Origin of the sequence: Paenibacillus riograndensis SBR5, from assembly GCF_000981585.1 — a bacterium.
Lineage (GTDB): Bacteria > Bacillota > Bacilli > Paenibacillales > Paenibacillaceae > Paenibacillus_AQ > Paenibacillus_AQ riograndensis.
On the sequence record NZ_LN831776.1, the window covers coordinates 1,661,543 to 1,686,462 of the forward strand.

23 protein-coding genes are annotated in these 24,920 nt (G+C 50.4%); 21 read left to right on the plus strand and 2 right to left on the minus strand.

The annotated features are described in order from the left end of the window. The first annotated feature begins 4 nt into the window (after positions 1 to 4). The 7 genes from PRIO_RS07225 (at position 5) to PRIO_RS07255 (ending at position 7,283) form a co-directional block, all read left to right on the plus strand. Positions 5 to 877: a type II secretion system F family protein gene (locus tag PRIO_RS07225; RefSeq protein ID WP_020428347.1), complete on the plus strand. Its 873-nt coding sequence runs from the start codon at positions 5 to 7 to the stop codon at positions 875 to 877. Positions 878 to 890: 13 nt separating this feature from the next. Next, positions 891 to 1,082 carry a Flp1 family type IVb pilin gene (locus PRIO_RS07230; protein ID WP_039788092.1) on the plus strand — a complete coding sequence of 64 codons (192 nt, stop codon included), beginning with the start codon at positions 891 to 893 and terminating at the stop codon, positions 1,080 to 1,082. Next, positions 1,079 to 1,726 (plus strand): TadE/TadG family type IV pilus assembly protein, encoded by a 648-nt coding sequence (locus PRIO_RS07235; protein WP_046501664.1) that lies wholly within the window; start codon positions 1,079 to 1,081, stop codon positions 1,724 to 1,726. The genes PRIO_RS07230 and PRIO_RS07235 overlap by 4 nt, the downstream gene beginning before the upstream one ends. 70 nt (positions 1,727 to 1,796) lie before the next feature. Next, positions 1,797 to 4,055, plus strand: coding sequence for a hypothetical protein (locus tag PRIO_RS07240; protein ID WP_020428344.1), 2,259 nt, complete (start codon positions 1,797 to 1,799; stop codon positions 4,053 to 4,055). 17 nt (positions 4,056 to 4,072) lie between these two features. Next, positions 4,073 to 5,104, plus strand: coding sequence for a TadE/TadG family type IV pilus assembly protein (locus PRIO_RS07245; RefSeq protein ID WP_020428343.1), 1,032 nt, complete (start codon positions 4,073 to 4,075; stop codon positions 5,102 to 5,104). Continuing rightward, on the plus strand, positions 5,104 to 5,613 hold the full coding sequence (locus PRIO_RS07250) for an A24 family peptidase (protein WP_020428342.1): 510 nt from the start codon (positions 5,104 to 5,106) through the stop codon (positions 5,611 to 5,613). Before PRIO_RS07245 ends, PRIO_RS07250 begins: the two co-directional genes overlap by 1 nt. A gap of 17 nt (positions 5,614 to 5,630) precedes the next feature. Continuing rightward, positions 5,631 to 7,283, plus strand: a complete 1,653-nt coding sequence (locus tag PRIO_RS07255; protein ID WP_020428341.1) for a DUF6382 and FHA domain-containing protein — start codon at positions 5,631 to 5,633, stop codon at positions 7,281 to 7,283. A 4-nt stretch (positions 7,284 to 7,287) separates the two neighbouring features. Here the strand turns inward: PRIO_RS07255 and PRIO_RS07260 are convergent, their stop codons facing one another. Both PRIO_RS07260 and PRIO_RS07265 read right to left on the minus strand, forming a co-directional pair. Further along, positions 7,288 to 8,193: a TIGR01777 family oxidoreductase gene (locus PRIO_RS07260; protein ID WP_020428340.1), complete on the minus strand. Its 906-nt coding sequence runs from the start codon at positions 8,191 to 8,193 to the stop codon at positions 7,288 to 7,290. A 17-nt stretch (positions 8,194 to 8,210) separates the two neighbouring features. Continuing rightward, positions 8,211 to 8,675, minus strand: coding sequence for a DUF2621 domain-containing protein (locus tag PRIO_RS07265; protein ID WP_039788100.1), 465 nt, complete (start codon positions 8,673 to 8,675; stop codon positions 8,211 to 8,213). Between the two features lie 171 nt (positions 8,676 to 8,846). Between PRIO_RS07265 and PRIO_RS07270 the strand changes: the two genes are divergently transcribed. The 14 genes from PRIO_RS07270 (at position 8,847) to PRIO_RS07330 (ending at position 24,895) form a co-directional block, all read left to right on the plus strand. After that, entirely contained in the window at positions 8,847 to 9,974 is a 1,128-nt protein-coding gene (locus PRIO_RS07270; protein ID WP_020428338.1) for a deoxyribonuclease IV, read from the plus strand. 48 nt (positions 9,975 to 10,022) lie between these two features. Beyond that, complete coding sequence (gene purU / locus PRIO_RS07275) at positions 10,023 to 10,919, plus strand: formyltetrahydrofolate deformylase (protein ID WP_020428337.1); 897 nt, start codon at positions 10,023 to 10,025, stop codon at positions 10,917 to 10,919. Between the two features lie 245 nt (positions 10,920 to 11,164). Next, positions 11,165 to 12,028 (plus strand): hypothetical protein, encoded by an 864-nt coding sequence (locus tag PRIO_RS07280; protein WP_020428336.1) that lies wholly within the window; start codon positions 11,165 to 11,167, stop codon positions 12,026 to 12,028. Between the two features lie 21 nt (positions 12,029 to 12,049). After that, positions 12,050 to 13,114, plus strand: coding sequence for a CpaE/TadZ family protein (locus PRIO_RS07285; RefSeq protein ID WP_020428335.1), 1,065 nt, complete (start codon positions 12,050 to 12,052; stop codon positions 13,112 to 13,114). Continuing rightward, a complete protein-coding gene (locus tag PRIO_RS07290; RefSeq protein WP_046501669.1) occupies positions 13,111 to 14,655 on the plus strand; it encodes a P-loop NTPase family protein in 1,545 nt (514 codons plus the stop codon). Before PRIO_RS07285 ends, PRIO_RS07290 begins: the two co-directional genes overlap by 4 nt. Positions 14,656 to 14,668: 13 nt before the next feature. After that, complete coding sequence (locus PRIO_RS07295) at positions 14,669 to 15,715, plus strand: hypothetical protein (RefSeq protein ID WP_020428333.1); 1,047 nt, start codon at positions 14,669 to 14,671, stop codon at positions 15,713 to 15,715. Between the two features lie 11 nt (positions 15,716 to 15,726). Next, on the plus strand, positions 15,727 to 16,596 hold the full coding sequence (locus tag PRIO_RS07300) for a hypothetical protein (protein WP_020428332.1): 870 nt from the start codon (positions 15,727 to 15,729) through the stop codon (positions 16,594 to 16,596). Between the two features lie 59 nt (positions 16,597 to 16,655). Continuing rightward, a complete protein-coding gene (locus tag PRIO_RS07305; RefSeq protein WP_020428331.1) occupies positions 16,656 to 16,868 on the plus strand; it encodes a hypothetical protein in 213 nt (70 codons plus the stop codon). A gap of 4 nt (positions 16,869 to 16,872) precedes the next feature. Beyond that, complete coding sequence (locus PRIO_RS35955; protein WP_020428330.1) at positions 16,873 to 17,016, plus strand: hypothetical protein; 144 nt, start codon at positions 16,873 to 16,875, stop codon at positions 17,014 to 17,016. 15 nt (positions 17,017 to 17,031) lie between these two features. Beyond that, positions 17,032 to 17,412, plus strand: coding sequence for a hypothetical protein (locus PRIO_RS07310; RefSeq protein ID WP_020428329.1), 381 nt, complete (start codon positions 17,032 to 17,034; stop codon positions 17,410 to 17,412). A 20-nt stretch (positions 17,413 to 17,432) separates the two neighbouring features. Further along, a complete protein-coding gene (locus tag PRIO_RS07315; RefSeq protein ID WP_020428328.1) occupies positions 17,433 to 17,930 on the plus strand; it encodes a hypothetical protein in 498 nt (165 codons plus the stop codon). A 177-nt stretch (positions 17,931 to 18,107) separates the two neighbouring features. After that, a complete protein-coding gene (locus PRIO_RS07320; protein WP_020428327.1) occupies positions 18,108 to 18,710 on the plus strand; it encodes a hypothetical protein in 603 nt (200 codons plus the stop codon). A 7-nt stretch (positions 18,711 to 18,717) separates the two neighbouring features. After that, entirely contained in the window at positions 18,718 to 20,991 is a 2,274-nt protein-coding gene (locus PRIO_RS07325; protein WP_020428326.1) for a hypothetical protein, read from the plus strand. A gap of 1,018 nt (positions 20,992 to 22,009) precedes the next feature. Further along, positions 22,010 to 24,895, plus strand: coding sequence for a glycoside hydrolase family 78 protein (locus tag PRIO_RS07330; RefSeq protein ID WP_141639094.1), 2,886 nt, complete (start codon positions 22,010 to 22,012; stop codon positions 24,893 to 24,895). Positions 24,896 to 24,920 lie beyond the last annotated feature (25 nt).

Consider the following 24,920-nt stretch of genomic DNA (forward strand, 5'->3'; position numbering starts at 1 on the left):
ATGAATGAACTGGCTATGCGGCGCCGCCGCGCTGGTGCTGGCACTTGGCTGGGTGCTGCTCCGTCTGAAATGCGGAAGCCGTTACGCTGTACTGCGCACGCTTCCTATGGAGGGGCTGCGGCTAAGAGGGCTGGGTGAGCCATTTCTCTGGATGATTGAGAGATGGAAGCCCGGAAGATATTTTCCCTCGGTCATGTTCAGGATTCAGCGCTCACTGCAGCGTACCTACGGAACGCGTTATAGCGCAGAGCGGACATTGCTCTTTATGGGGGAAATGGTCAGCTACAGCTGGCTGTTCCTGACAGCCGGAAGTGTGCTGACGGTGTTAAGCGGGGAGACAGCCGGAACCGTGCTGGGAACATTTCTGGCGGTAATGCTTCCCGCTGCCCTGGTTAGCGATCTCCATAAGAAGGTACGGCTGCGGGAGCAGAATATCAGCTTTGAGCTGCCGGAGCTGCTGAACAGCATTGTGCTTCTCGTAGGTGCAGGAGAAACAGTGCAGCGGGCGATCATCCGCTGTGTGGACAGCCGCAAGGGGGACACATCGCACCCGCTCTATAAGGAACTGCACCAAATGACAGCTGAGTGGGACAGCGGCTATTCGTTCCAGCAGGCTTTTGAGAATTTCAGCAAACGCTGTGCGGTGCAGGAGGTCTCGCTGTTCACCACCACGGTGCTGCTTAATTACCGCAGAGGCGGAGCTGATTTTGTCCTGGCGCTGCGCGATCTCTCACGGATGCTCTGGGAGAAACGGAAGGCGATCAGCCGGACGCGCGGGGAACAGGCATCCTCGAAGCTGGTTTTTCCGATGGTAGTCATCTTTTTAATTGTCATTGTGCTGGTAGGGACGCCGGCGTTCATGATGCTCAAAATGTAGAAGGAGGAAGCTGATGATGAGTTCAATGATGGCGGGAGCTGTACAAAGCTTTTGGAAGGACGAGGAAGGACTCGGTACGCTGGAGATGATTATGATCATTGCTGTGCTGATTGCGGTCGTCCTTCTTTTCAAAGACAAGATTCAAGAGGTAGTTGAAGCTCTGATTGAGACGGCTGGTGAAAAGAGCCAGAAAGTATTCGATTGAGCACGCCTCGGAAAGACGAGGGCAGTTTTACTATAGAAGCCTCTCTATTGCTGCCGATTATAATGTGCATCACGATGCTGCTGCTGTTCTTCTGCTTGTACAGCTATCAGAAGTCAATGCTGCTGCAGATCGCTTCAGCCACTACGGAGCGTGCGGCTTACAACTGGGATAACACTCACAAAGAAACGAAGGGTGCCTATCCCATTGGCGAATACGACCCGCTATATTGGCGCATTGGCGATGATGCTCTGCTCTCCTCTTTATTCGGCATCGGCTCGCCTGATGGTAGAGCAGCCATTACGCTTCCTGCCGCAGGGGATGGAGGCACATTGCCTGTGGTCAAGCTGGAGCATGCCTCGGGTATGGTCCCGGCAAATATGCCGGGTGAGATGAGATATGCCTATAGCCCAGCAGGCCGGCAAATCAGCGCAGAGCTGAAGCGGATGCTGAATTTGCCTGTGCTGGATGGGATTCTCTCCGATAAGGCCATGCCGGTAGTGCAGGCCCGGTCTGTGGTTGCTGAACCGGTTGAATTTATCCGTACCGTTGATCTTATGCGTTATTACGGCGCCAAATTCAAAGGCGGTCCAGACAGTGGGATGGATAAGAAAAACGCGGAGATCATGTTGAAGAAGCTGCACTGAGCAAGAGGGGTAGGCCGGAGCGGAAATGATATTTTGGGAGCAGCGGATAAGGCCAGAAAGGAGGACCCGCTTGAAGTCTGAGACTAAGCATGTTTTTGCGGGAGCCAAAAGGTACAGGATTGACAGATATACCCGATCTGATGGTTCAGTTTCTATCTTTTTAATTATGGTGCTGGCATTTGTTTTCCTGTTTACCGCTGTGCTCATTGATTATGCGCGCATTGCCGCTGTAAATGTACAGGAAGAGCGTCTGGCCAGGGCGGCTGTCCGTTCAGTCATGTCAGCTTATGATCTTGAACTGAAGGACAAATACGGACTTTTTGCTTATGGCGGCAATGACGGCGACCAGCTGCTGGCCAGTGTACTGAATGATAATTTGTATGAGAGCGGACGCGGCGATGCCTTTAACCTGCTGCCTTCGGATCTGGATTCTTCTTCTTTAAGCTGGAGCCGGCCGCTTGGAAACTATGATATTTTCCGCCGCCAGATTGTAGAAGAGATGAAATACAAGGCGCCGGTTGATTTTGCCCTGGAGCTGGCCGGCAAGTTCAAGCCGCTGTCTGCGGCAATGGGTGAAGCTTCACGGACGACCAAGGTGCTAGGCAAGCTGCAGCCTTTGTATGACGAGCGGGAGGAAGCGCTGGATCAAATGCTGAAGTCGCGGAAACAGGCGGCAGAGAGCGGAAAAGCACTGCAGGCGCTGATCATGAATCCGCCAGGTGACACTATCGTATTCACTGCGATAGGCAGCATTACCGCTGCTGCGGATATCCCGGCCATGTATGGCGACTATGTAGGAAAATATCATGCCGATATGCAGCGCAGGGCTGAGGGCAGAACTGCGTGGTACGAGAGTCTTTTAAAGTCTTATTTACAAGAATCCGCTGAATTGCTTGAGCAGGTTTCAGGCAGTCAGGCCGCTTATCAGGAAGAGCAGCAACGCTATATGGAAGAGGCAGCGGCTGCGCTGGAACGGGTCAAATCTCTGAATGTTCAAATGAAAAGCCTGCTGGAGCAGTCCCGGAACAGCGGGCCGGAAGATGCACAGGACCCGGCGCGGAGCTGGGATATTCCAGGCGGTACAGCTGAGCTGAGCGCAGATCCGATCCATAAGCTGCGCGAGCAGGAGGATTCGCTTATCCTCGCGGCAAGTGACATTAGTACGCTGGAGAATAGCTTATCGGAACAGCAGGCAGCTTCGCAGGCCGTAGTACAGCAGGTCGCACTCTTGCCCGGAAGCCTGAGTCCGGCAACGGGGTTGAATGCCGACGTCTCCGCCATGATGGCCAGTGTCCTGGGTGCATCGCAGACAATTGACAGCTATATGCGCAATTATGGAAATGACGGCGTGCTCATTGCTGCTGACAGAACACGTATAGAGACGCACCGCACTTTCGACAGCCAGCGCAAGCAGACGGAGCAGGAGGCCAAGGGCAAGCTGGGCGATGCCATGAAGCTGCTGGACCAAATCCGCGGGCTTGGCGCTGGCGCCGGGGAGGCTATGGAACGTTATCAGACGCTGCGTAATTATTACAATGGCAATATAGCGTTTAACAAGGGTTTGGACCAGGAGCCAGAGACGGGTGCGGCAGATCAGAACCTCTATTCTGCCGGAAGCTCCTCCATGGTCAAAGTGGACGGACTCTATGCTGCAATGGGCAATGTGCTAGAGGGAGCCAGAGACAGGCTTTTTCAGACTGAATACTCGGCGCTGTATTTTCCTCCCTTTGATATCTCGCAGCTGTCCGGGTTAGCTTCAGGCTCCATAAATGACGCAGCAGAGAAGCTGGCTGATCAGCTTGATCCTACGGCTCAGGAATTGGAGTATGTTTTGTATGGCTTCTACAATCCAGCCGGGAATATAGCGGCAGCTTATGGGGAGATTTTTGCAGTGCGCCTGGCTATACGTACCATGGAGGGTTTTACAGAGCGCGCAAACCTGGGCAATCCGCTGCTGGTATTGGCTTCGGCACTTCTATACGGAGTCGAGCAGGCCGTGCAGGATATGCTGCTGTTATGCAAAAATGGTGAAATTCCGCTCTCTAAATACATATCCGCCAAGCTGAGTTACCGGGATTACCTGCGCTTGTTTCTGGTGCTGCATGGAGGCGGGGACGTCCAATTATCGCGGATGCTGGCTTTAATCCGGCTGAATACCGGAAGTAATCCGGATGAGATTTTCACATACGCAGCAGCAGATATCAAAATGGCTATGCCCTTATGGTTTTTGCCGGGAGTAGTGAAGCTGCTGGATTACGGCGGCGGTCTTTCGGGTGATGTGCAGGGCAAATTATACTACCGGACTGTACAGGCGGATTTTTCTTATTAGCTGGGAGGTGGAACAAGGTGAAGCAAAGATTCCGGAAGCGGAGAAGAGCGGCGTGTGAAGGCAGCATGGTTGTGGAAGCTGCTATGGTCCTCCCTATGTTTTTGCTTTTTGTCCTGTTCCTGATCTTCATCGTGCAAATGTCCTTATACTCGACGGCTCTGCAGAGTACAGCTTCGGATACGGTGAAGGTCATCTCGGCCCATATGTATCCTGCTGCACTGGCTGTGCAGAAACGGGAAGCTGGTAAAGAAGGAAACGCTGCCGGAGGCTCAGACGGAGGGACAGAAGCTTCTGGAGCTTCTGGAGCTGCCGGATCTTCGGATAAATGGAGCATCCCCCGGCTCTCGCTTGAGGAGTGGAGTGACAGCTATGTGGCAGACCTTCCGGAACCGGTCGCTGGTTGGGTCCGTTCAGCCGTGAAGCGGGGAGAAGACCCCTTGCAGAAATTGCAGGCAGAGGCATCTGAAGGAGCGCTGGATCTGGCGCTCAAGCCTGTAATGAAGCCCTATCTTTCAACAGACTGGCTGGAATATGACCGCATTCATGTTTCGAATGTGATTGTCCCGGACCTTAAGACAGGGTCGCGGCCATACTTTGGACTTGTGGTGAGCTATGAACTGCCGATGAAGGTGCCTTTTCTGAATCAGCGAATCGTGCTGGAGGCCAGTGCGGTGGAGCGTCTATGGATCGGAAATACGGATGCTGAGGATGGAGAGGACAGTTCAGGGGGCGGGGAAGAGCAGAACTCCATTGTTATTCTGGAGAAGCCAAGCCCCGGAGTGGCCAATCATCAGGGCAGGATTCGGGTCAAGATTCCGCCCAATGCTTCAGCCAGCTTGTCCATCTTCTATAAAAGCGGCCAGAGCACCGCCAAATACCTGGGGTGGAAGCAGGCGGATGAGAATGGATATCTCGATTGGGAATGGAAAATCGGGGTGAATACTACGCCGGGCACATGGCGTTTTGTTATCCAGCTGCAGGATGGCACCTCGCTGGAGGCAGCTTTTACAGTGGTGAAAAAAATTCAGGCGGAAGAAGGGGAAAAGTAATGGCGGTATGGGCATTTTGGAGCTGTCTGCCATTCTTGGCAGCGGCGTTCCTTACAGATATCCGCTTCATGAGGATACCGAACTGGATCACGCTCCCGCTGCTGATGGCCGGGCTGATTGTACAGGGGATGATGAACGGCCGCCAAGGATTTCTGGTGTCCATATGCGGTGCAGGCACAGGCTTTCTCCTCCTGCTGATCATGCATCTTCTGGGTGCGGTTGGCGCAGGAGATGTGAAGCTTTTTACGGGAATCGGTGCTTGGACGGGGATACTGTTCACCTTGCAGGTTACTGTCTATTCTGTATTGTTCGGGGCAGTGATCGGATGGATCATTGTTCTTTCCAGACGGGAAACGGGAAGGCGCATCCGGGGAATTATCAGCAGGAGTGCCGGATTTTTAATGCTCCGGGAACCCCGGCTATTGAAGAGGCGAAGCGATGATCTGTTGAAATTCCCTTTTATGCTGGCGGTTGTTCCAGGGTTCATCTGTGCCTATTTGTACTTATAGTGGAGAGGTGAGGCGTATTGTTTGGATTAAGCCGTGATTTTGTACAGCGGGACGGCATCTCGATGCTGCTCAGCAGGCCCGGGGGACTGAAGCCGGATGAGCTCAATATGGTGCAGGCCCGTATGCTGATGAATATCGGGATTCCCCATCATCTTCGGCTGCAGCTCAAAGAGATCAATTTGCAGGTAACCCTTGATTATGCGCTTTCCCGCCGGAAAATGCTCAGCCATCTTCTGAAGGGGGACAAGCTGGGCATGCCCGATTTCTTCGGACTGCTGCTGCAGATTGCGGTAGGGATGGAGGAGGGACGGTTATATATGCTGAGTGCCGAGCAGTATGTGCTGCATGAGGATTATATTTTTATCGATGGACCCCTGCGCAGCGGCAAGGTGTATCTTACTTATCTTCCTTTGCAGGCTGAATTTTCGGTGAATGCCGGAGAAGGGCTGAAGTCACTGATTATGGCCCTTATGGCGTCTGTAAAAGAATTGTCCGGTGATGGAGTGCAAAGACTGCTGCAATATTGCGGGGAAGAGGAGTTCACTCCGGCCGGATTGAAGGAACTGCTAGCCGAACTGCTGACGGACGGTGAGGGGGCAAACAGGTTCACAGATACTGCACGGGCTGTGCCAAGCTCTATTTGGCCGGATACAAATGGGCCAGCAGAGAGAGGCATTCGGGAAATGACTGGCACAGCGCCAAACATTGCATCTGCTGTTCCTGAACAGAACCGGACGGGGGAGGGATTCGGGAATGCAGGATCAGAGATTCAAAAGTCTGCTCCATGGATGAGTGGTTATCCGCGACTCAAGCTAAAAGAGCCGCCGCCACTGCAGCAGCCGGATGATGGGGATATGGAGAGCAATACGGCTCCCGCCTCCTCTGCCTACAGAACTTATACGGTGCTGGGCGGGGTTTTGGCTGATGCGGTATTGTGGAAGTTTCTTTATCTGAACAATCCTAAGCCGCTTTGGATGGCCGTTTGCGCAGTGGCGACGCTGGCATTGGGTGTATTTTGCTGGCTGGTCTGGAGCGGAAGACTGATTTTAGGTGGTGAGAGACAGGAAGAAGGGACTGAAGACGGTATGGAGGTTATGCGCCGGAGAAATCACAAGGAGCTGGAATGGGATTTTGGCCGGCCTCCCGCAGTGTCCTCTGTATCGGCTGCTGTTCCCGGCATTAAAGTGTCTTCACAGCAATTAGAGATTCCTGCCTATGCTAATGCTCAAGCTGCGCTTACGAAGGGGGCGCTGCAGGAAAGAAGCCAACTCAAAATTCAATCGCCAATGCCAGTAGAAGCTACAGCTCTGCTGCAGCAGGATCTGCCTTCTGAGAATGAGAGAGTCCAGAGAGGAGGCCCTACAGTACCCTATCTTGAAAGAGTCCATGAGAATGAGGGCGGGCTTCCGGAAAAAATCGAACTGAACCGCCCCAGCTTTCTTATTGGCCGATCTCCAGACGTAGCGCAATATGTGGAGAAGTCCGAAGGAGTTTCGAGAGTGCATGCGGAGATCCTCAAAAGCGGGGGAGGATATATCCTGAAGGATCTGGACTCCAGAAACGGCACGTTGTTTCAAGGGAAGGCGATGATCCCTTACAAGGAATATCCGCTGACCGAAGGGGCCGTGTTCACGATAGTAAAAGGCTGCTACACTTTCCGGTCAGCTTGAGAGGCTATTCTCCTTTCAGATGCTCCAGCGCCGGCTGCAAGGTTGGATAAGTAAAAGTAAATCCGTGTTCCAAGGCCTTGGAAGGGAGCACCCGCTGGCCTTTCAGGAGGATTTCCGACAGCTCGCCTACGGCTGTCTTGAGCAGAAAGGCAGGAATGGGGAACCAGTGTGGGCGATGATAGACCCTGCCGATCATTTTGCCGAACGCCTCATTGGTCACGGGGTGCGGAGCAGTGGCGTTAACAGGGCCTTCAATGCCGGGAGTTTGAACGCAGAAATCGATTAGCCGGACGATATCGGTGAGACTGATCCAGGACAGCCACTGCTTCCCGCTGCCGATTTTACCGCCAAAGCCAAGCATGTAGGGCAGCTTCATCTTGGGAAAAGCACCGCTCTCGTTGCCCAGCACCACGCCAGTGCGCAGCTTGACTACCCGCACACCCTTGTAGGCTTCGTCTGCAGCCCCTTCCCAGGCTTCCACAACCCCGGACGGGAAGTCCATCACTTGGGCTGGAGAGGTTTCGTCATAAGTATCCTCCAATGAAGTGCCATAGATAGCAATTGCGGAGGATTGAATCACCACGGGAGGCTTGTTTTGCAGCGCGTTCAGCAGCCTGGCTGCCGCTGAAACGGTTTCAAGCCGGGACTGCATAATGGACTTCTTGCCGCTTGGACTCCAGCGCTGGCTTAATGAGGAACCGGCAAGGTTGACCAGGGCATCCGCGCCATAGGCAAGCTCCGGATGTGAAGCCAGACTGTCCCAAGTAAGGAAGCTTAGGGCCGGATGGGCAGCGGTCCGGGCTTCAGGCTGTTTGCGGCCGACAACAATGATTTGATGTCCACCCTGCAGCCAGTATTCGGTAAGCTCACGTCCGATGAAGCCGCTGCCTCCACAGATTAGGTATTTCATAAGGATCGCTCCTCCGGTTATTTAATCAGGTGCTGATAAAGAGAGTAGTCGATACCGTTTTTCTCCAGAAAGCTGATCAGAAAACGGTTGTCGCGCCGTGGTGTAGCCACGATATATCCTCTGATGCAGTGCTCGCGGGTAACCTCCGGCGCATGGCTTTCTACAGCGATCTTGCCAATCTCGGCAGCAATGGAATGCTTGGCGATATCACGGAAAGGGCTTGGCACAGGCTGAACGAGCTGATCCAGAAAAGCCTTCATCTCATCGCTCCACAGTGGACGGCTGCGTTCGACCCAATAATTCTGCCAGTCCAGCTTGGATTTGCCATCGGCTTTGGGCAGCACTTTTAGGAATTTGCGGAACATGAAATAGCCGCCGATGCACATGCAGCCCAGCAGCACAAAAGTCCAAAATGCGATGGAGTTCATAAACCAGTTGCTCGGTGTTGCGGACAGCAAGCCTAAGCTTGATTTTGAAAACATGAATACACCGCCTTTGACAATGATGATTGTCACAAACTTAATGCTCATCTAAAGTATAGCGCATTTCCAAAGTTTTGCGAAGCGGAAGCAGGCGCTAAGAGCTTGCCTAGATTTATTTTCCCGATCACGGTAGAATAAGGGTTAATTCGTGAAGGAAAGAGGGAAAAAGGTATGCTTAAAATAGGTTCACATGTGTCCTGTGCGGACAAGGGTCTCCTGAGTGCGGCCAATGAAGCAAATGAGTACGGATCGACCTCGTTTATGATATATACGGGTGCGCCGCAGAATACGCGCCGCAAGCCTATTGAATCGATGTATCCCGCCGAAGGCAAGCAGGCGATGAAGGATAATGGTGTGGAGGAAATTGTCGTCCATGCTCCTTACATCATCAACTTGGGTTCTTACAAGGACAGCACGTATCAACTGGCTGTTGACTTCCTCCAGGAGGAAATCCGCCGTACGCATGCGCTTGAGGTGAAGCATATCGTACTGCACCCGGGAGCATACACTGACAAAGATGCTGAATATGGAGTGCAGCGGATTGCAGACGGTCTGAACGAGGTGCTTGGCGGTACGAACGAGACGGAAGTGCACATTGCTTTGGAGACGATGGCCGGTAAAGGAACGGAAGTTGGCCGCAGCTTCGAGGAAATTGCCTCCATTATCGACAAAGTCGTTCATAACGAGCGGCTGTCCATTTGTCTCGATACCTGCCACATCCATGATGCCGGTTATGATATTGTCGGCGATCTGGATGGTGTGCTGCAGCAGTTTGACCAGATCATTGGTCTGAGCCGGCTGGGCGTAATCCATATCAATGACAGCAAAAATCCGCGCGGGGCGGGCAAGGACCGCCATACGCCGATTGGCTCGGGCTACATTGGCTTTGAGACTATCAACAAGGTAGTCCATCACGAAGCCCTTGCAGGTCTGCCGTTCATTCTGGAGACGCCTTGGATCGGAAAAGATGCGAAGAAGCTGCGCCCGATGTATGAGGTGGAAATTGCCCTGCTGCGCGGCACCGTGGCTGAGCGGTTCGGGGCGGAGTTTCTGAATGAGGTGGAAGAGCTGCATGCTTTTTTTGCCAAGCAGGAGTTTGATCCCCGCCAGTACGTGCTGAATGTATGGGAACTGCTAAAGAACGATGCCAAGGCCAAAAAAGCTGATCCGCGTGAACCGCTGGAACGTCTATATGATACGGTTGCTGCCGCACAGCTGTTTCCTCAGCTCAGTGAAGAAGCGGTCAATCAAAGGCTGATCGCTTGGCTGGCAGGCAAGCAGCTGCTCGTGAACGCTTAAAGCCAAATTATAGATTGCGCATGCAGATGAGAGGATGGAACGAGAATTATGGAATTGCATGTAAAAAGAGAGCATTCGTTAAGCGGACAATACCCGAACCGGGCGCGGATGCTGATCTCCTGTCCGGACGGACCGGGGATTGTGGCTGCTGTATCGCAATTTCTATACCAGCATGGCGCGAACATTGTCCAGTCGGATCAATACACCATGGACCCGGATGGCGGAATGTTTTTTATGAGAGTGGAGTTTGACCTGCCCAAGCTGGCCGAGCGGATTGACGAAGTGCGTTCAGTCTTTAGCGGGGTTGCGGAACGGTTCAAGATGAACTGGCAAATATTCAATGTAAGCCAAAAGAAACGGCTGGCTATCTTTGTCTCCAAAGAAGATCATTGTCTGGTTGAACTGCTCTGGCAGTGGCAGGCCGGGGATCTGGATGCCGATATCGCTCTGGTTGTCAGCAACCATACAGATATGCAGGCCTATGTGGAGTCCTTTGGCATCCCGTTCTACCATATTCCGGTAACGGCGGATACCAAAGCAGAAGCGGAGCAGCACCAGCTTAAGGTCATCGGAGATGACATTGACGTTATTATTCTGGCGCGCTACATGCAGATTATCTCGCCCTCGTTCATAGAGCATTACCGCCATCGGATCATCAACATCCATCATTCATTCCTTCCGGCGTTCGTAGGCGGCAAGCCCTATGCCCAGGCCTATCAGCGCGGGGTGAAGATTATCGGTGCAACGGCCCACTATGTCACTGAAGAGCTGGACGGCGGTCCGATTATCGAGCAGGATGTGCAGCGGGTAAGTCACAGTGATGATGTAAATGAGCTGAAACGCATCGGACGCACGATCGAGCGGGTTGTATTGGCCCGGGCAGTCAAATGGCATATCGAAGACAGAATTCTTGTCCATCACAACAAAACAGTGGTTTTTAATTAATTGAATCATCTCCGGTGAACCTGCGCAGCCTTTTCTCTGCATGGACAGTGTGTGCCGTTCACCGGAATCCTTCTTCTGCCGGGAGCCTGCTCCCGCGGTTATCCTCAAGCTCCGTACCTCACAATGATAATCTAATACTTTTCTCAACTACTATTAGGTAAAAAAGCATTTTACCAGCATTTTGGCGCTCTCTGCCAAGGTGTGTTTTGTCGTGCTCATAAATGCATTTATAAGGGGGTAAAGGCTTGGCTTCTCAGCGGGGACATCTCTTAAGACGCAATTATTTATTTGCTTTTCTCATTCTGGTTATCGGCTTCGGCGGCCTGCTCGGCTACGATCTGTATTTCAAGCCATACGTGCTGTCGCAGACTGTGGTCAAGATCAAAGTGGCCGAGGGTAGCTTTTTGCCCAAAAATTATGAACTTAAACCAAGTGATCTTTACCTGGACTCCGTCCAGACCAAGGATATTCCTTCAGGGGTGATCACAGATGTCAGTCAGGTGGAGCATAAGATTACAAATGTAATATTAACGAACGGTAGTATTCTGACGGCATCGCTGGTGGATGTCAGTGACCTGGAGCCACAGCAGGACGAGGGGATTTTTCCTATTCCCAAGGAAGCCATCTATGCAATTAACGGTTCGCTGCGCAGTAGAGACAAAGTGGATATTTATCTGGTTGAAGGTGATTCAGCAAATCAAACGCGGAGTGGTGGCGGGTATAGCTCTGCAACAGCAGGCAGAACAACCTCTGGCACTGCCGGAACAACAGCGGGGGCAGGAACAGCCCCAGAAACAGCAGCAACTGCAGGAGAAACAAAAACTGTTGGAGCCGCAGGGGCAGCAAAAACCGTAGGAGCTGCGAATACTGCAACCCCGCAGCCTTCCGCGCCTGCACGCAAAGTATTCCTAACTGGAGTCACAGTTAATTATGTAAGAACGGAAGACAACAACGATGTTCAGGACTCGGAGAACGGCAACACGAACAACCGCTTTACTTCAACCGGCAAGGTGGCAGCACCTGAGCTTAAGCTGAAAAAAAGCGACGGCGAGCTGCTGGGACAATATTTGGAGCAGGGGAAGAAGCTGTGGATTGTACGTGTAGAGTAAAAGTGAAAGGAGGCCAATGTAATGAAAATATTCAGTTTTGGGATGGATCAGCTGACGGTTAATGAGATCAAGCTTGCCGGGTTCACGGTAGTTACGCAAAATGTCCTGCCTGAACCTTCCCAGACTCAGGGGCAGATGTTGATGGTTACCAGTGAACAGGTCCCGGTGACAGCTTTGAGCGAGCTGCGGCAGGGCTATCCGAACTCCTCCATATTATATGTTTACCGGCAAAAGGGGGTAAGGAGCTATCAGGCTATCCATATGTTCTGCGAAAGTCTGGGGATTTTCTTCATCCCGCCGCGTTCTACTTCTTCAGCGATTGTGGAGAAGCTGCGTTACATTCTGGAGGAGGAACGTGAGGAGCGGGGCAATCTTGTCGGTTTTTTCGGCTCCGGCCCGGGTATTGGCTGTACCAGTGTAGCCAAGCTGTTCGCCCGGCGGATTGCCGCTGCGGGACAACGTGTGATTCTGCTCGGCCTTGATCTGTACGATCCCGGATTCGACCGCAAAACTGCGATCAGCCTCGACAGGCTGCGGCCCCGGATGACCGGCAAAATGCTGCAGCCCGCAGACTTTGAAGGTTTGGTAAAGCAGGAGGGTTACGCTTATCTTCCTGGGAATTTTGACTTCTTAAGCGTTCAGGACTACCAGGAAGAGGAAATTGAATATCTGCTCGCCCAGGCTGCTGAGAATGCCGATGTGGTGGTTGCTGATTTCGGATCGGTTCCCGAGAGTGCAGCATGGTATGTGGGGATGCAGAAATCCGCCTTGCGTTTGATTGTCACACACCCGAGACACGAATACCGGCTTCAGCCGCTGATGGAGCTTGCCGGGCATATGGATCTGTATCCGCAGGATTTCCAGTGGATCATCAACCGCAGCAATGTGGAGGAAATGACCTCGCCCAAGAATCTGGCGCTCCGCTTTGGCAGTGAGATTTTACTTGAACTGCCCTATTATCAACCGTTTCAGGATAGTCTTCCGCTGGGCAAAAGAGAGCTTCAGCATGTAGATGACAAGGTACATGCGCTGCTGGTATCCCTGGGCCTGGCACCGGAAGCCCGAAAGAAGGGGATTTTTCAATGATTGAATACCGGCAAGAGGTTTTACGCGCGAAATGGAATCAAGCCCAGATTCAACGTGAAGAACAAGGGATGGGGCAGATCCATAAGGCGATATGGCTGCCGAATCCTCAGGACAACCGCAGGCTGTTCTCCCTGAAACAAAGCGTGCTTCGCACCAGCAGGCCAGGCAAAGATGATTTTTACGGCTTCCTGCAAAAAATGAAAAGCGACATGAACGCCGAGCTGGAGCGGGAGGATGACGGGTACTTTGAACTTAATGCGAAGGCGCTGATCGGCGACCCGCAGGCAGTCAGCTTTTTCATGAATGAGATTGAGAAATATCTGCGCAAAACACCGTTTACCGGTAAGGTACCGGAAGCATACGGGACAGCAGCAGAAGCGCTGTTTCACGAATGGAAGGGATTTGGCCCCGCGTACCGCTGGTTTACCGACCGGGCCTACAGCGAATCTACCGGGCTGCAGATGATCGGACGGCAGATTTTTTACAATCACCGGGGCAAGTTTGTGGTGTATCCCTATGAGATGCCCTCACTGGACCGGGTGGAGCAGCTCAAACGCTCTTTGCTGAAAAGCGACCCTGATAAGAAACTCAACAAGGACAATCCTTCTGTAGAGTTCAAAATGGATGATCCGCTCTGGCCCGGCCGCTTCATCCGGCTTGCGATTTGGGTGTCTCCCAGAGTGTGGGAAGGCTTCACCACGATTTCACTGCGGCGGCAGGTGGTCGAGTTTCTGGATCTGGAGGATCAAGCCGGTACGGGATGTATTCCTGCGGAAGCCATTGAGCTGATCCGCGCCCTGTCGGGTACGTTCCGCAACACCATTATTGCCGGAGCGGTCGGATCAGGCAAAACTACCTTTGCCAACACTGTTGTAGGTGAGCAGCTGCTTGGATCTTCTTCGTGTATGGGAGTAGTGATGATTGAAAAGCATCCGGAGTCGATTTTGCCGTACCAGATCAAAGGCCATCGGATTATTCCGATTCAGGCAGCCAACGAGGAATTAATGGAGGTCGGGGTGGAGTCGCTGCGGCATGATCCGAACATTCTCTATATGACTGAAATGCGCTATAACGAATGGGAATTTTATCTGTGGAGCGGCGAAAAAGGCTATGACGGCATTACAGGCACCTTTCATACGGTGGATTCGGAGGATATTCCTTATCAGGGAGCTTTTGCGGTATCCACGCGGATCGGCGGCAGTCTGAAAGGCCATCTGATCTCTGCGCTTAAATCCTGTGAGCTGGTATTTATTCTGGAGAGCGTAGCGGACGGAAAAAAACGGCTGGCCCGGATCTCCGAGGTGTATTATGACGAAGCTGCAAATTCCGTATTTGCCAATGATCTGATGCGCTGGGAAGAAGAACAATCCGCCTGGAGCTATAATGACAAGCTGACAGCTGGCCTTATGCGCAAGATGAAGAAGAAAAATCCGCGCGCTTCACGGGTGCTTTTGCAGGAGCTGGGACATTTAGCTGCGCAGAAACCGATGGATGAGCCGCTGAAGGAGAGCCTCAAATCAAAGATTGTTTTGAACGAATGAAGGGGGACAACTCATGGAGCTGTTATTTTATGTGCTTCAGATTGCCTTTCATTTATTGATTGCCGGTGGCTTGTGGCTGCTGGTGAAGCCATTCATTGAGAGGCATCTGCGCCAGCTTGGGCAAAAGATCGACCAGCGGATGAGCCTGCGGATCAGTCTTTTTGGTCAAAAAGTCAGCAATAAGCAAAGGAGGTGGCTGTACCGGCATTTGGACGATCTGCTCTATTTTGCCCAACGAAAATATGAGCCGGGAATTAGTGTTATGCGTTTTTCCATCCGGACTCTGTTGGTGTTCATCACGGTTTTTCTCTCAGGACTGCTTACTCTAAGAGAGCTGCCGGGGCATTTGAGCTTCAGCAATCCTTTCTTGGAAGGTATCAACTTCGATAACCAGCTTCCCGTTCAGGGATCTTGGCGGTTTCCGCTGTTTGTGGCAGTCATCGCAGCCAGTATTCCTTATCTTCGGACGAGATATCTCTTCGCGCAGCGCAAGGTGCATGGAAGTTATGATCTGCTGGATGTAATCAAAATTGCGACCAAATTCACACACCTGTCGGTGGACTCCATTTTATCTAAGACGGCTGACTTCCTGACAGAAGAAAGTGTGCTGAAGACTCCGCTCAGACTGCTTGGAGCCGCATTTGCCAACTACAGCAATGAACGGGAGCTGACCCTTGAGGCAGAGCGGTTTGCAGGAGCTATCGGAACCACCTTTGCTGTGGAATTTGTCTCGGATTTGCTGTATTTCGAGAAAGAAGGCACCCGTTACCTGAAGAACACGCTGATGATGCTAAGCCGGTCCATGGAGCAGCAGCGGGAGACGATTCTTACAGTGAAGGCAGGGAGCCGGGATGCGATCAGTCTGGGGCTGTACGGCAATCTGGTGGTGCTGGTATCATCCGTCGGAACCTTTATTTATATGCTGAAGCCGGATGTCTATTTCAAACTGCAGTTTCAGACTACTGTCGGCCTAACCTTTTTGATGATTATTATATCCGGGCTGTTCATTTCTTTCATGATCAGTACCATACTCGCCAGGCCAAAGCTGGACTACCACTAAGGTGATGAATTATGGATAGATTTTTACTTTTGATTGCGATACTGGGACTTGTATATCTCGCATTGCTGGTTTTTGTGAGCAGCAGCACCAGGCAGGAGCGTTATTTTCTCCGGTTGGGTGCCAGATGGAAGACACTGGGGGAGCGCATGCACAATGAGCGGCTGCAGCAGCTTCTTTATAACAGCGGCCTCACCATTTCCGCAGGCAAAATCACACTGTTCCGCTATTCGGCGGCACTGATATATGTGCTTGTTCAAGCGGCAGGGGACTTCCTGCGGTCCGCGCCTTTTTCCATCTACGATCTGCTCGTCGCCGTTCTGATTTTGTTGATTACCAGTCCGCTGAGATATCTTCCGCTGGGGTGGCTGCTGGCTTGGATGCATCAGAAGTCACTTATTCAAAAAGACGGGGAGCTGATCTCCTTTATCCGCCTCTATGAAAATAACCGGCTGCGCAAACGGGGATATGTGCAGTTTGGGGCCTTTTGCGCCGGAACGGCAGGGCATTTCAACTACATCCGTCAGGATTTGTATGAGCTGTCAGAGCGGGCAGTGGATGAGGGGACGGAACGGGCCATTGAATGGTTTTGCGGTAAATTTCCGGACAACCATGCGTTCATCAACGACATTCGTTCGATTCTGCTGGCTACGGAGGGGATGGACGACGATACGGAAGCGGCCAATTATCTGCGGGAGCAGGGGAAGATTATCACCAAGATCTCCAGCGATCAATATTTGAAAAAATGGTCCTTCATCGGCGATGTCTCCACCATCATCAACGTCATCCCCTCCATCGCCACTTTTCTGATGATCGTATCGATGGCGATGCAGTACATTTTGCTGATCAAAGGGAATTTTAATGGGGTGGGGCTGTTTCAGTGAGTTTTTTGTTATATTCAAGAATCCAATAAAAACATAAAATAAAAAGGGAGATATTAACAATGAAAAAAGACGCTATTTCTACTGGATTGTTCATCGCTATCGGGTTTCTGTGTGTTGCCATCGTAATTGCCATTTTGATTCCGGTTGTGCGGGATGTTATTAACGCTGCGGACGACAACAGACCGACAATACCTGGAGTAACTATGGTTCAACCGGCAGAGTTAGCTCCATCCGCCACAGTCGCCAATACTGAGTTACATACTGCGGTCTAAGACGATGAAAAAAGACTCGATCTCAGTTGCCATGTTTCTGGCGATCGGTTTTGTGATTGCGGGAATGTTCATCGCGGCGGCAACGAATATCATCGGCAGCAGCCAGGACGACATCATCACACACACCAAACAAGTCGAGCAGTATTAAAAGGGGGCGTGCGCATTGAAGGCTACCGTCCTCCGGGCATTATTCATGTGGCTTGTCCTGTTTATAATCCTGCAGCCCATCTTCACTTATATTGATTACCTGCTAGATTTGCAGGTCAAGGCTAACACATCCTACATCACTCAAAAAGCGGCAACGGAGGGTATGGTCACGGCTTCAATGAGGAATGAGGTCATCTCTAACCTAAAAGCTGTCGGATTTCCTGAAGGTTCTATTCAAATCACAAGCAGCACAGAAACCTTGCAGGAACGCAAGCAACGCATGGATGTGTATATTTCTGCACCTAGAATGAATCTGTTTCCTTACAATTTTTCCGGTGTGTCACAGCCCTCGCGTTATTACGGGCATGGGTCAATCATGAGTGAGTATCTCGACTGATTAAGGGATGAACCTAATCTATGGACTATATTATTAAGCTTGCATTTGTTCTGCTCATCTTCATCTATTCCTGGTTTTTTCAGATTCAGAATCAGGAATGGGACATGCTGCGCAGCATGCTCAAGGATGCCAATAACATTGCTGTTCATGACGCATCACAGGAGTTGAATGAGTCCGCACGGGCACAAGGCCGTCTGATTATCAAACCCGCTGAAGCTTTTGCCGCCTTCCGGCAATCTCTTCAGGCAAATCTGGGACTGGACGACGGCCTGTCCCCCCTGGCGGGGAGCCGGCTGCAAACTCAAGTAAAAATCGTGAAGTTCGACATTGTTGATCAGTCTAGCGGAGTCACCTTTCCTTTTCTCTATGAGGACAGCAATTATGGCATTACCAAATACATACAAGGTCCTTCCGTGATTGCCGTCATTGAGACGGCTCACCCGGTATTAATCTCCCGTGCGAAAGTCCAGGAGGCCATAATTGTGCCTGCCGTGCAGGAGTACAAAATGAATAAGTGATTTAATGAAGCGTGCGGATTTTTTGGCTCTGGCCGCTTTTGATCCAGCGTGCCATTATCGGTTGGATTGGCAATTGCGCTCCGGCATATCCGATGAGCATTAATTGAAATGGTTAACCTGATCCGAGGCGAGCCTTAGCAGCCGCATCCAAATTCATTCTTAAAGGAGAGAATCTAAATGAAAAAGACAATTCTGAAAGTAACTCTGGCAATAACAATGATGTTCGGCTCCATATTGATTCAAGGAGCAGTAATTAATACAGCATCTGCAGCAGCCAGCCAGTCACAACCAGTAATGACAGACAATCTAATCAAGTATGGTTTGAAGAAGGACGTGGAGCTGCCGGTTACCGTAACTGCTGGTGGTCTTAGTTACACGCTGGAGAAGATCATGATATATGATGCCAAGTCGAAGGATGCTCTGGCGCTGGCCAAGAAGTACGGTTATGACCTGAACAACGCTAAGTATTTTGTTTGGACAAAGATTACCGTGGAGAATAAGAGTGGGAACGTTGTTCAACAGAATGCTAAGGATCTACGAGATAAATGGCGTCTACGTTTTGGGGATTTGCCGGAGGAGGAAGCTTCTGCTGCTATGCCGGAAGTAAGCTATTACAAACCAAATAGCAAAGAAGCGCTTTGGGATTGGAGTTTAAAGCCAGGGGAGAAGCTTACTACCTATCAAGGACTACGTTACACTGGAAAACTCAAATATTTTGAGCTAAGTGTAGATAATAAAAGAGAATCTAGCTTCGCAAATATTGTGAAATGGAAAGAGTAGCATACTGATGGGAAAAAATAAACTATGGATAATTGCTCTTATTGTCTCTTGCTTGGTATTTATGCCGACCATAAACTATTCTGCACAAGCAGAAGGTGCCAAGCAAGGCAGCGTCAGCGTGCCGGTGACAAGTGGCTTAACGGGATCGGCCAATAGTGCGAAGACCTTTTATCTTGATTTGCCTAGCGGAGTCTCCAGTTCCGCGATAAAGACGGGCACTCTCAAATACTCTGGAAGTAATAGTGTCGTAGGGGCGATCAGCATTGAGAACGGGAAAATAAAACTTACGCTGAAGGGGACGGCAAAGGATGAAACGTTCCCTGTAGAAGGCAAAGATCAAAGTTTCAATCGTCCATTTGTAACCAACCCAGGAAATTCAATCTGGCGGTATGCGGATGGACGCCGCTGGCAAATTAATAACTATGATGAATACAGAGACGTCAATACATTCTATAATGCAGCTGCAACTGATTACAGTACACCCTCAACTAATCCGCCAACTAAAAATGTATCTACTAAATCTATTACCATTGTACCGCCCAATTCGGCAACATGGTTTCGGAAGGACCAAACAGTGGTTCCCTTTAGTTCTGTCAATGAATCAAGTATCAAGATGCAACTAGGAACGCTTTTAGATGGGGCTAAAGGGGCTGGTGGTCTCAAAAATGGGAAAATCGTCATTACATATCAAGTTCCCACAGCAAACGTAAGGCCTGAACAAGTTTCTGATAATTTTGAAAAAGGACAGTGGGTTGAAGGACGTCTATATTTTGTCAAACAACCTTACTACTACGAAGCCCAAGCCAAACTCACCTCCTACAGTTACGCCGGTACAGTCACCTTCGACTACTCCCCACCCGACCAAGCTACACTAAACGGAACGGCCACTTTGGAGAAGCCAAGCCCGAACCCGATCAAGCTGGAAGGCAGTAAGGTGGATGTGAAGATTAACGTCAAAGGGGAGCTATTAGGTTACACGGATTCCTCTAACATCGAAGAATGGGTGTTTTACGCCAAGGAAAAGAACGGTACCGCCAAGGCCGACATGAAGAAAGAGTACAGCAAGCAACTTACTGCATCAAAAAGCTTTGACTTCGCAATCCCGGCCAGTCGGGTCGTCAATGATAATTTCAAGCAAGACTATACCCTGACAGTCGTAATCCGGTTCAAGAAGCCTGTGGTTACCAAGACCGGAACTATAACATCACTGGAGCAGAGCATGGAAGTCTCTGCCGGGGTGTACAAGAAGGATAACCCGGTCAGCTATCCATCTGTACCGAGTACACCGCCCAAGCCGGAAGGCAAACCGCCTATTGCCCGAATCACTGCACCTAAGTACATCAAAGCCGGTTCTGACATGATGGTATACGGGGGCAATTCCTCCGATCCGGACGGATACATTACTGACTATGCTTGGGGAACTCCTGGAGCAGAAGGCGGGATTGAAAATACGGCCAGAGGTTATGTCTGGTATACCCGGGATAAGGTCGGAGAGACTTTTCCCATTACCCTGACCGTCGTTGATAATGACGGCATGACCGGAAGCACCAGCACGGAAGTGACGGTCATCGAGCCGAGGCCATCGGCAGATCTCGAAATTAGCGGCTCGCTCAAGCAGAACCGGAAAACCACATTGACCAACAGCAGCTCAAGTCCGACCCGGTTTCCGATCATTAAGTCCAGGACGCAGGTCACGATTAGTGCAGTCAGCGGTGGCACGAATGCGGACATTAAGTACAGTGGCAGCTTGGCCGAGCTGGAGAGTAAAGATGTACTTTTTAGGATACCAGGGAAGTATAGGGCGACGATTCACGTGGAGAATACGGCCGGGTATGCTTCAGACAAGGAGATTACCTTCGATATCGCTCCCGATGAATCCCCAGTTGCCTACTTTGCAATGCCCATAGGGGCCTATAGGGACCCGACTAATGGAAATAAAGCAGTCATTTCCATTGATGATATGTCTTTTTCTTCAGACAAAGATAATATTACGAGACGGATTTGGGAATACCGCTACGATTCTAATAACAACGGAAGTTTTACAGATGAAGGCTGGGTACAGTTCAGTAGCGAAAACAAAACTCGCCTAAATTTGGAACTGTATCAGGTCGGGAAGTATGAAGTACGTGTTACCGTTATTGAAGAGTTCGGCCAGCCGACGATTGAGGATTTTGTCACCGATGCCGATAGGCTGCGGACGAGCTCTGAGGCTACCCAGAATGTTATCGAACGAATAGTAGAAGTGAATAACCGCCCGCCTGAAGTAGATTGGGATTTTTAAGTGGAGAAAGGAAAGACATATGAAACGTTTATTGAAGGAAAGCATCATACTATTCCTTTGTTTTGCTTTACTGCTCCCTTTCTTGCCACGACCAGCATTAGAGGTGGTAGGGTTAGGAACAGTCGTGCAGGCCGCAGAGGACGACATCATTTATTACCGGGATATCAACTTTGAAGCCGGACAAGGGAGTCACGGAAACCAGGATAATGCGATCACTTTAGACTTTCCAGCCCTCAAGGTTATCAATCTTAAATACAATAAAATCACTAAAAGATTGACCTATGATGTTGCGCCTGGGGCCAACCTGCGGGTCCATTTGAATAGTAGTTATGGTACAGAACGAATTATGACCAAGATGTGCTCTTCTATTTATACCAAAAAGGGGTATGAATACGAAAAAATGGATCAGTATGGGGAAGACCAGTCCTGGTTTTGTCGTGAAAACCCATACTCTTACTACGATGATCGTTATTGGCCAGCGGATTTCGGAAACTTGTATAGTTTTGTCCCTTATGAGGAGCGGTATAAACCTTATGTTGATTTTGATTTATCTAACATAAGAGAGAAAATGAAAGTAACAGCACCGAACGTATACTTTCAAGGTTCTAACGACCTTCAAGAACAAGACATACGTCCAGGATTAGCTGGCGATCCGGAATTGTTCAGAATTAGAATAGTTGTTCATACAGATTTTCTTGCGGGGGACCCTTACGGTGTCGGCTATACACCGGCCTACTGGACTCCATATATGACAAGGACGGCTGAACTCATACCGAATCATCCACCCTCTTTATCCGTGGGTACACCTAATGGAATAACGTTAGTCAATGCTCCCAATTTGAGCGGAGTTAATATTGAGGGATATGTCAGTGATCCGGATAACGAAGATGTAACGGTAACCGCTGAAATCCCTAATGTTTTCTACAAGAAGACCGTTGTACCTCAAGCCAAATTTTCAAAAAATTTCAGTATACCGATAGACGCAATTCAAGACTCTTTGCCGCCAGGGGCGTACACGATGAATATCACGGCATCCGACCCCTCTGGAATGACAGCCAAGGCATCGCTCACGATTAATGTCAAACAGCAAATGAGGAACAAGTCCTTTGTGCTCGTCAATACACCTGTAGAAACGAAAACAAAATTCTTTGACTCGGAGGGCGATGCTAAACATGGAGAGCGCTACAGATTCGATCATGATCCATACTTTTTTGATAATTCCATGGGCATCATCGGAGACTCCGGGTTGTGGCGCAGTTCTGTCTACCCTTCCTTCCCTTATAGTGGAGTATATGTGGCTACTTTTCAGGGCCGGGACAACCCCAAAAACGATGACCGGTTCGACGTTTACCGGAAATGGAGCCGGGACAATTTGTCATCCATGACTTTCCATGTGCACCGCAAACCGATTGCCTTGTTCAGCGCCAAGCTGATGGGCGGATGGTTACAGATTACCGACAGCTCGTACGATTTAGATCATATTACTGCATCCAATAAAGGGCTGATGGATTGGCAATGGCAATATAAGAAGACAGAAGGGCAAGTCTGGACGGACGGGTTTCCTCCGGCACAGCTACCGGGCAATGACCAGTATGATATTCGCTTAAGAGTGAGAGACGTAGATGGTGAAAATGGGGCTGGTGTGTGGAGCGATTGGTCGCAGCAAACCGTAGGAGCGGCCTATAACTTACCCCCAGTTGCACTGTTTACGGTGGAGCCGAGCATCGTGTCTTACCGGAAGGCAACGACGATTATAGACAAATCCTTTGATCCGGATAATGACCCGCTGGATGTTTATAATTGGACCGTAATTAAGGATGGCTGGCAGCAGGTATGGAGTCATTGGGGCGGTGCTACTACACCGCCGAACATCGCCGCATACGGAGTCGGGACCTATCAGCTCACCCTAAAGGTTCATGATAACCGCGGGCTTTGGTCGGAGCCATACAGCCAAACCGTACAGGTGATTAATCATCCTCCGGCAGCTGCTTTTAGCATGCCAACGGAAGTGTACCGGGATACGGTCATTACCATGGAGAATATGACACCAGATCCAGACGAAGACGGCGATGTATTAAGCTACGCTTGGAACGCAAGAATCAATAACAGTTCATATTATTATTCTGGAGGCAACCGAAATCAGGTCATGACCATCCGGGACCTGATCGCACGCAGCGGCATTACACAGCAGCAAGCCATATCAGATGGCTGGGAAATGCGCCTGACCGCTTCAGACGGAACACTTTCCTCTAATGCAACCAGAAATTTTACTGTTTTGAACCATGTTCCGACAGCAGCCATTAACGGGCCTGCAACGGTGTATCAGTTCGACACAAAACAGTACACATCGTCTGATAATGATGGAGATCCATCCGATATGGCCAGTCTTCAATATTTTTGGAAGGTGACGGACAGTGACGGGGCCACCAAATTATACAAGACTCCTAGCATCGAGGTCAGTTTCCCGAATTCAGGTATTTACACCCTGGAGCATTGGGCCGTAGACCAGATCGGGGCCAAGTCGAACATCGACACGCTAAAGGTCAATGTACTGAAGAACCTGGCACCATCGATGACGATAACATCCCCTGCTGGCACATCGGAGAACCCCTCCGTGCTGGATGCAGAGAAGCAAGGAGATCCGTTGGTCGAGTGGACATACTCCGATCCGGAGAATGACCCGCAGGAAAAGTACCGGCTGGAGTTTTTTACAAAGGAAGGTATCTTGGAAAAAAGCGTGGAGAACGCAGATAACACCGGCTTGATCCGCCAGTATCAGGTCCCTAATCCAACGTTTAATCGCTTCGAATATTTCACTGTATTGGGCCGGGCGTATTCTAAGGGTTCCTGGTCAGAGATTTCGAATGAAAAAATGTTCATCATCGACAACCCTCCGAAGCCTGGATTTAGTTTATTGACGGATACAGGAAAGGATGCCACAAAGGTACCGATCTATCGGACGGATGTTCTTAGCATCAAAAGCACGGCTACAGATCTGGACGAGCCGAAAGGAGATTCTATCAGCTATAAATATACTCTTAAGCCCGAAAACGGAACGGAAGGACTCGCCGGCACCCAGGGCGATTTCACGAAGAAATTTGCTTCCAATGGAATTTTTACGTATCGTCAGGTCGTTACGGATTCGCTGGGACTCTTCCGTGAGATTACACATAGCCTCACGGTTGTAAACCGTCTCCCGAAAGTGAATATCACGTATCCGACTAGCGGTAACCAGGCCAAGCCCACCATCGTCAGCACGCTTACGCCGATCGTCAAATGGGATTATCAGGATGAGGATGGAGACCAACAGCAGCGGTATAAAGTAAGAATCATCAATTTAACAACTGGCGCAATAAAGGTGCAATCAGGTGAACAGGTTTCAAGTGCTAAGCAGTGGCAGGTGCCCGCTGGAGCGCTTGCAGAGTATGAGAAGTATGCGGTAGAGGTTGAGGCTTTCGACGGCTTTGACTGGAGCGCGATTTCTCCGCGGAAATATTTTATGGTCAATCTGTTGACGGTAAAGGGCGGAGTCAAGCACACCGAGGAATGGAACGCTAACCGCCAAGCCTATAATCTGAAGCAAAGCGGAGATCCGGAAAGTCCGCGCGCTTATAACGTGTACTGGGCAGGAGAAGCCTTCGTGCTGCAGGCAAAGACAACCGGTCTTCCGGATACGGTTCAGGTAACGATGACGGGAGGGTATACAACGCAGCTCACCCCGGCTGATAGTGACAAGCTCATTTGGGATGGACAACTCACTGATCCTTCCTTTGAGAAATTACCAAATGGGCCGGTTACGTTCACCTTCACGGCAACGAATGAATATCAGACAAAGGTAGATACGGTGACAGTAGTCATTTCTGAGGATTGGACGGAGTATTTCCGCAGTCATAGAATAAAGTGAAATGTGAGGGGAACGTACAGCGGGT

What these genes read in the sequence shown, in the direction of transcription:
- PRIO_RS07330 (WP_141639094.1), top strand. Translation starts at nt 22,010, where the DNA reads ATGAATATCACGGCATCCGACCCCTCTGGAATGACAGCCAAGGCATCG.
- PRIO_RS35955 (WP_020428330.1), top strand. Translation starts at nt 16,873, where the DNA reads ATGAAAAAAGACTCGATCTCAGTTGCCATGTTTCTGGCGATCGGTTTT.
- PRIO_RS07320 (WP_020428327.1), top strand. Translation starts at nt 18,108, where the DNA reads ATGAAAAAGACAATTCTGAAAGTAACTCTGGCAATAACAATGATGTTC.
- PRIO_RS07290 (WP_046501669.1), top strand. Translation starts at nt 13,111, where the DNA reads ATGATTGAATACCGGCAAGAGGTTTTACGCGCGAAATGGAATCAAGCC.
- PRIO_RS07265 (WP_039788100.1), bottom strand. Translation starts at nt 8,675, where the DNA reads ATGTTTTCAAAATCAAGCTTAGGCTTGCTGTCCGCAACACCGAGCAAC.
- PRIO_RS07225 (WP_020428347.1), top strand. Translation starts at nt 5, where the DNA reads ATGAACTGGCTATGCGGCGCCGCCGCGCTGGTGCTGGCACTTGGCTGG.
- PRIO_RS07230 (WP_039788092.1), top strand. Translation starts at nt 891, where the DNA reads ATGATGAGTTCAATGATGGCGGGAGCTGTACAAAGCTTTTGGAAGGAC.
- PRIO_RS07305 (WP_020428331.1), top strand. Translation starts at nt 16,656, where the DNA reads ATGAAAAAAGACGCTATTTCTACTGGATTGTTCATCGCTATCGGGTTT.
- PRIO_RS07250 (WP_020428342.1), top strand. Translation starts at nt 5,104, where the DNA reads ATGGCGGTATGGGCATTTTGGAGCTGTCTGCCATTCTTGGCAGCGGCG.
- purU (WP_020428337.1), top strand. Translation starts at nt 10,023, where the DNA reads ATGGAATTGCATGTAAAAAGAGAGCATTCGTTAAGCGGACAATACCCG.
- PRIO_RS07260 (WP_020428340.1), bottom strand. Translation starts at nt 8,193, where the DNA reads ATGAAATACCTAATCTGTGGAGGCAGCGGCTTCATCGGACGTGAGCTT.
- PRIO_RS07325 (WP_020428326.1), top strand. Translation starts at nt 18,718, where the DNA reads ATGGGAAAAAATAAACTATGGATAATTGCTCTTATTGTCTCTTGCTTG.
- PRIO_RS07285 (WP_020428335.1), top strand. Translation starts at nt 12,050, where the DNA reads ATGAAAATATTCAGTTTTGGGATGGATCAGCTGACGGTTAATGAGATC.
- PRIO_RS07295 (WP_020428333.1), top strand. Translation starts at nt 14,669, where the DNA reads ATGGAGCTGTTATTTTATGTGCTTCAGATTGCCTTTCATTTATTGATT.
- PRIO_RS07300 (WP_020428332.1), top strand. Translation starts at nt 15,727, where the DNA reads ATGGATAGATTTTTACTTTTGATTGCGATACTGGGACTTGTATATCTC.
- PRIO_RS07315 (WP_020428328.1), top strand. Translation starts at nt 17,433, where the DNA reads ATGGACTATATTATTAAGCTTGCATTTGTTCTGCTCATCTTCATCTAT.
- PRIO_RS07270 (WP_020428338.1), top strand. Translation starts at nt 8,847, where the DNA reads ATGCTTAAAATAGGTTCACATGTGTCCTGTGCGGACAAGGGTCTCCTG.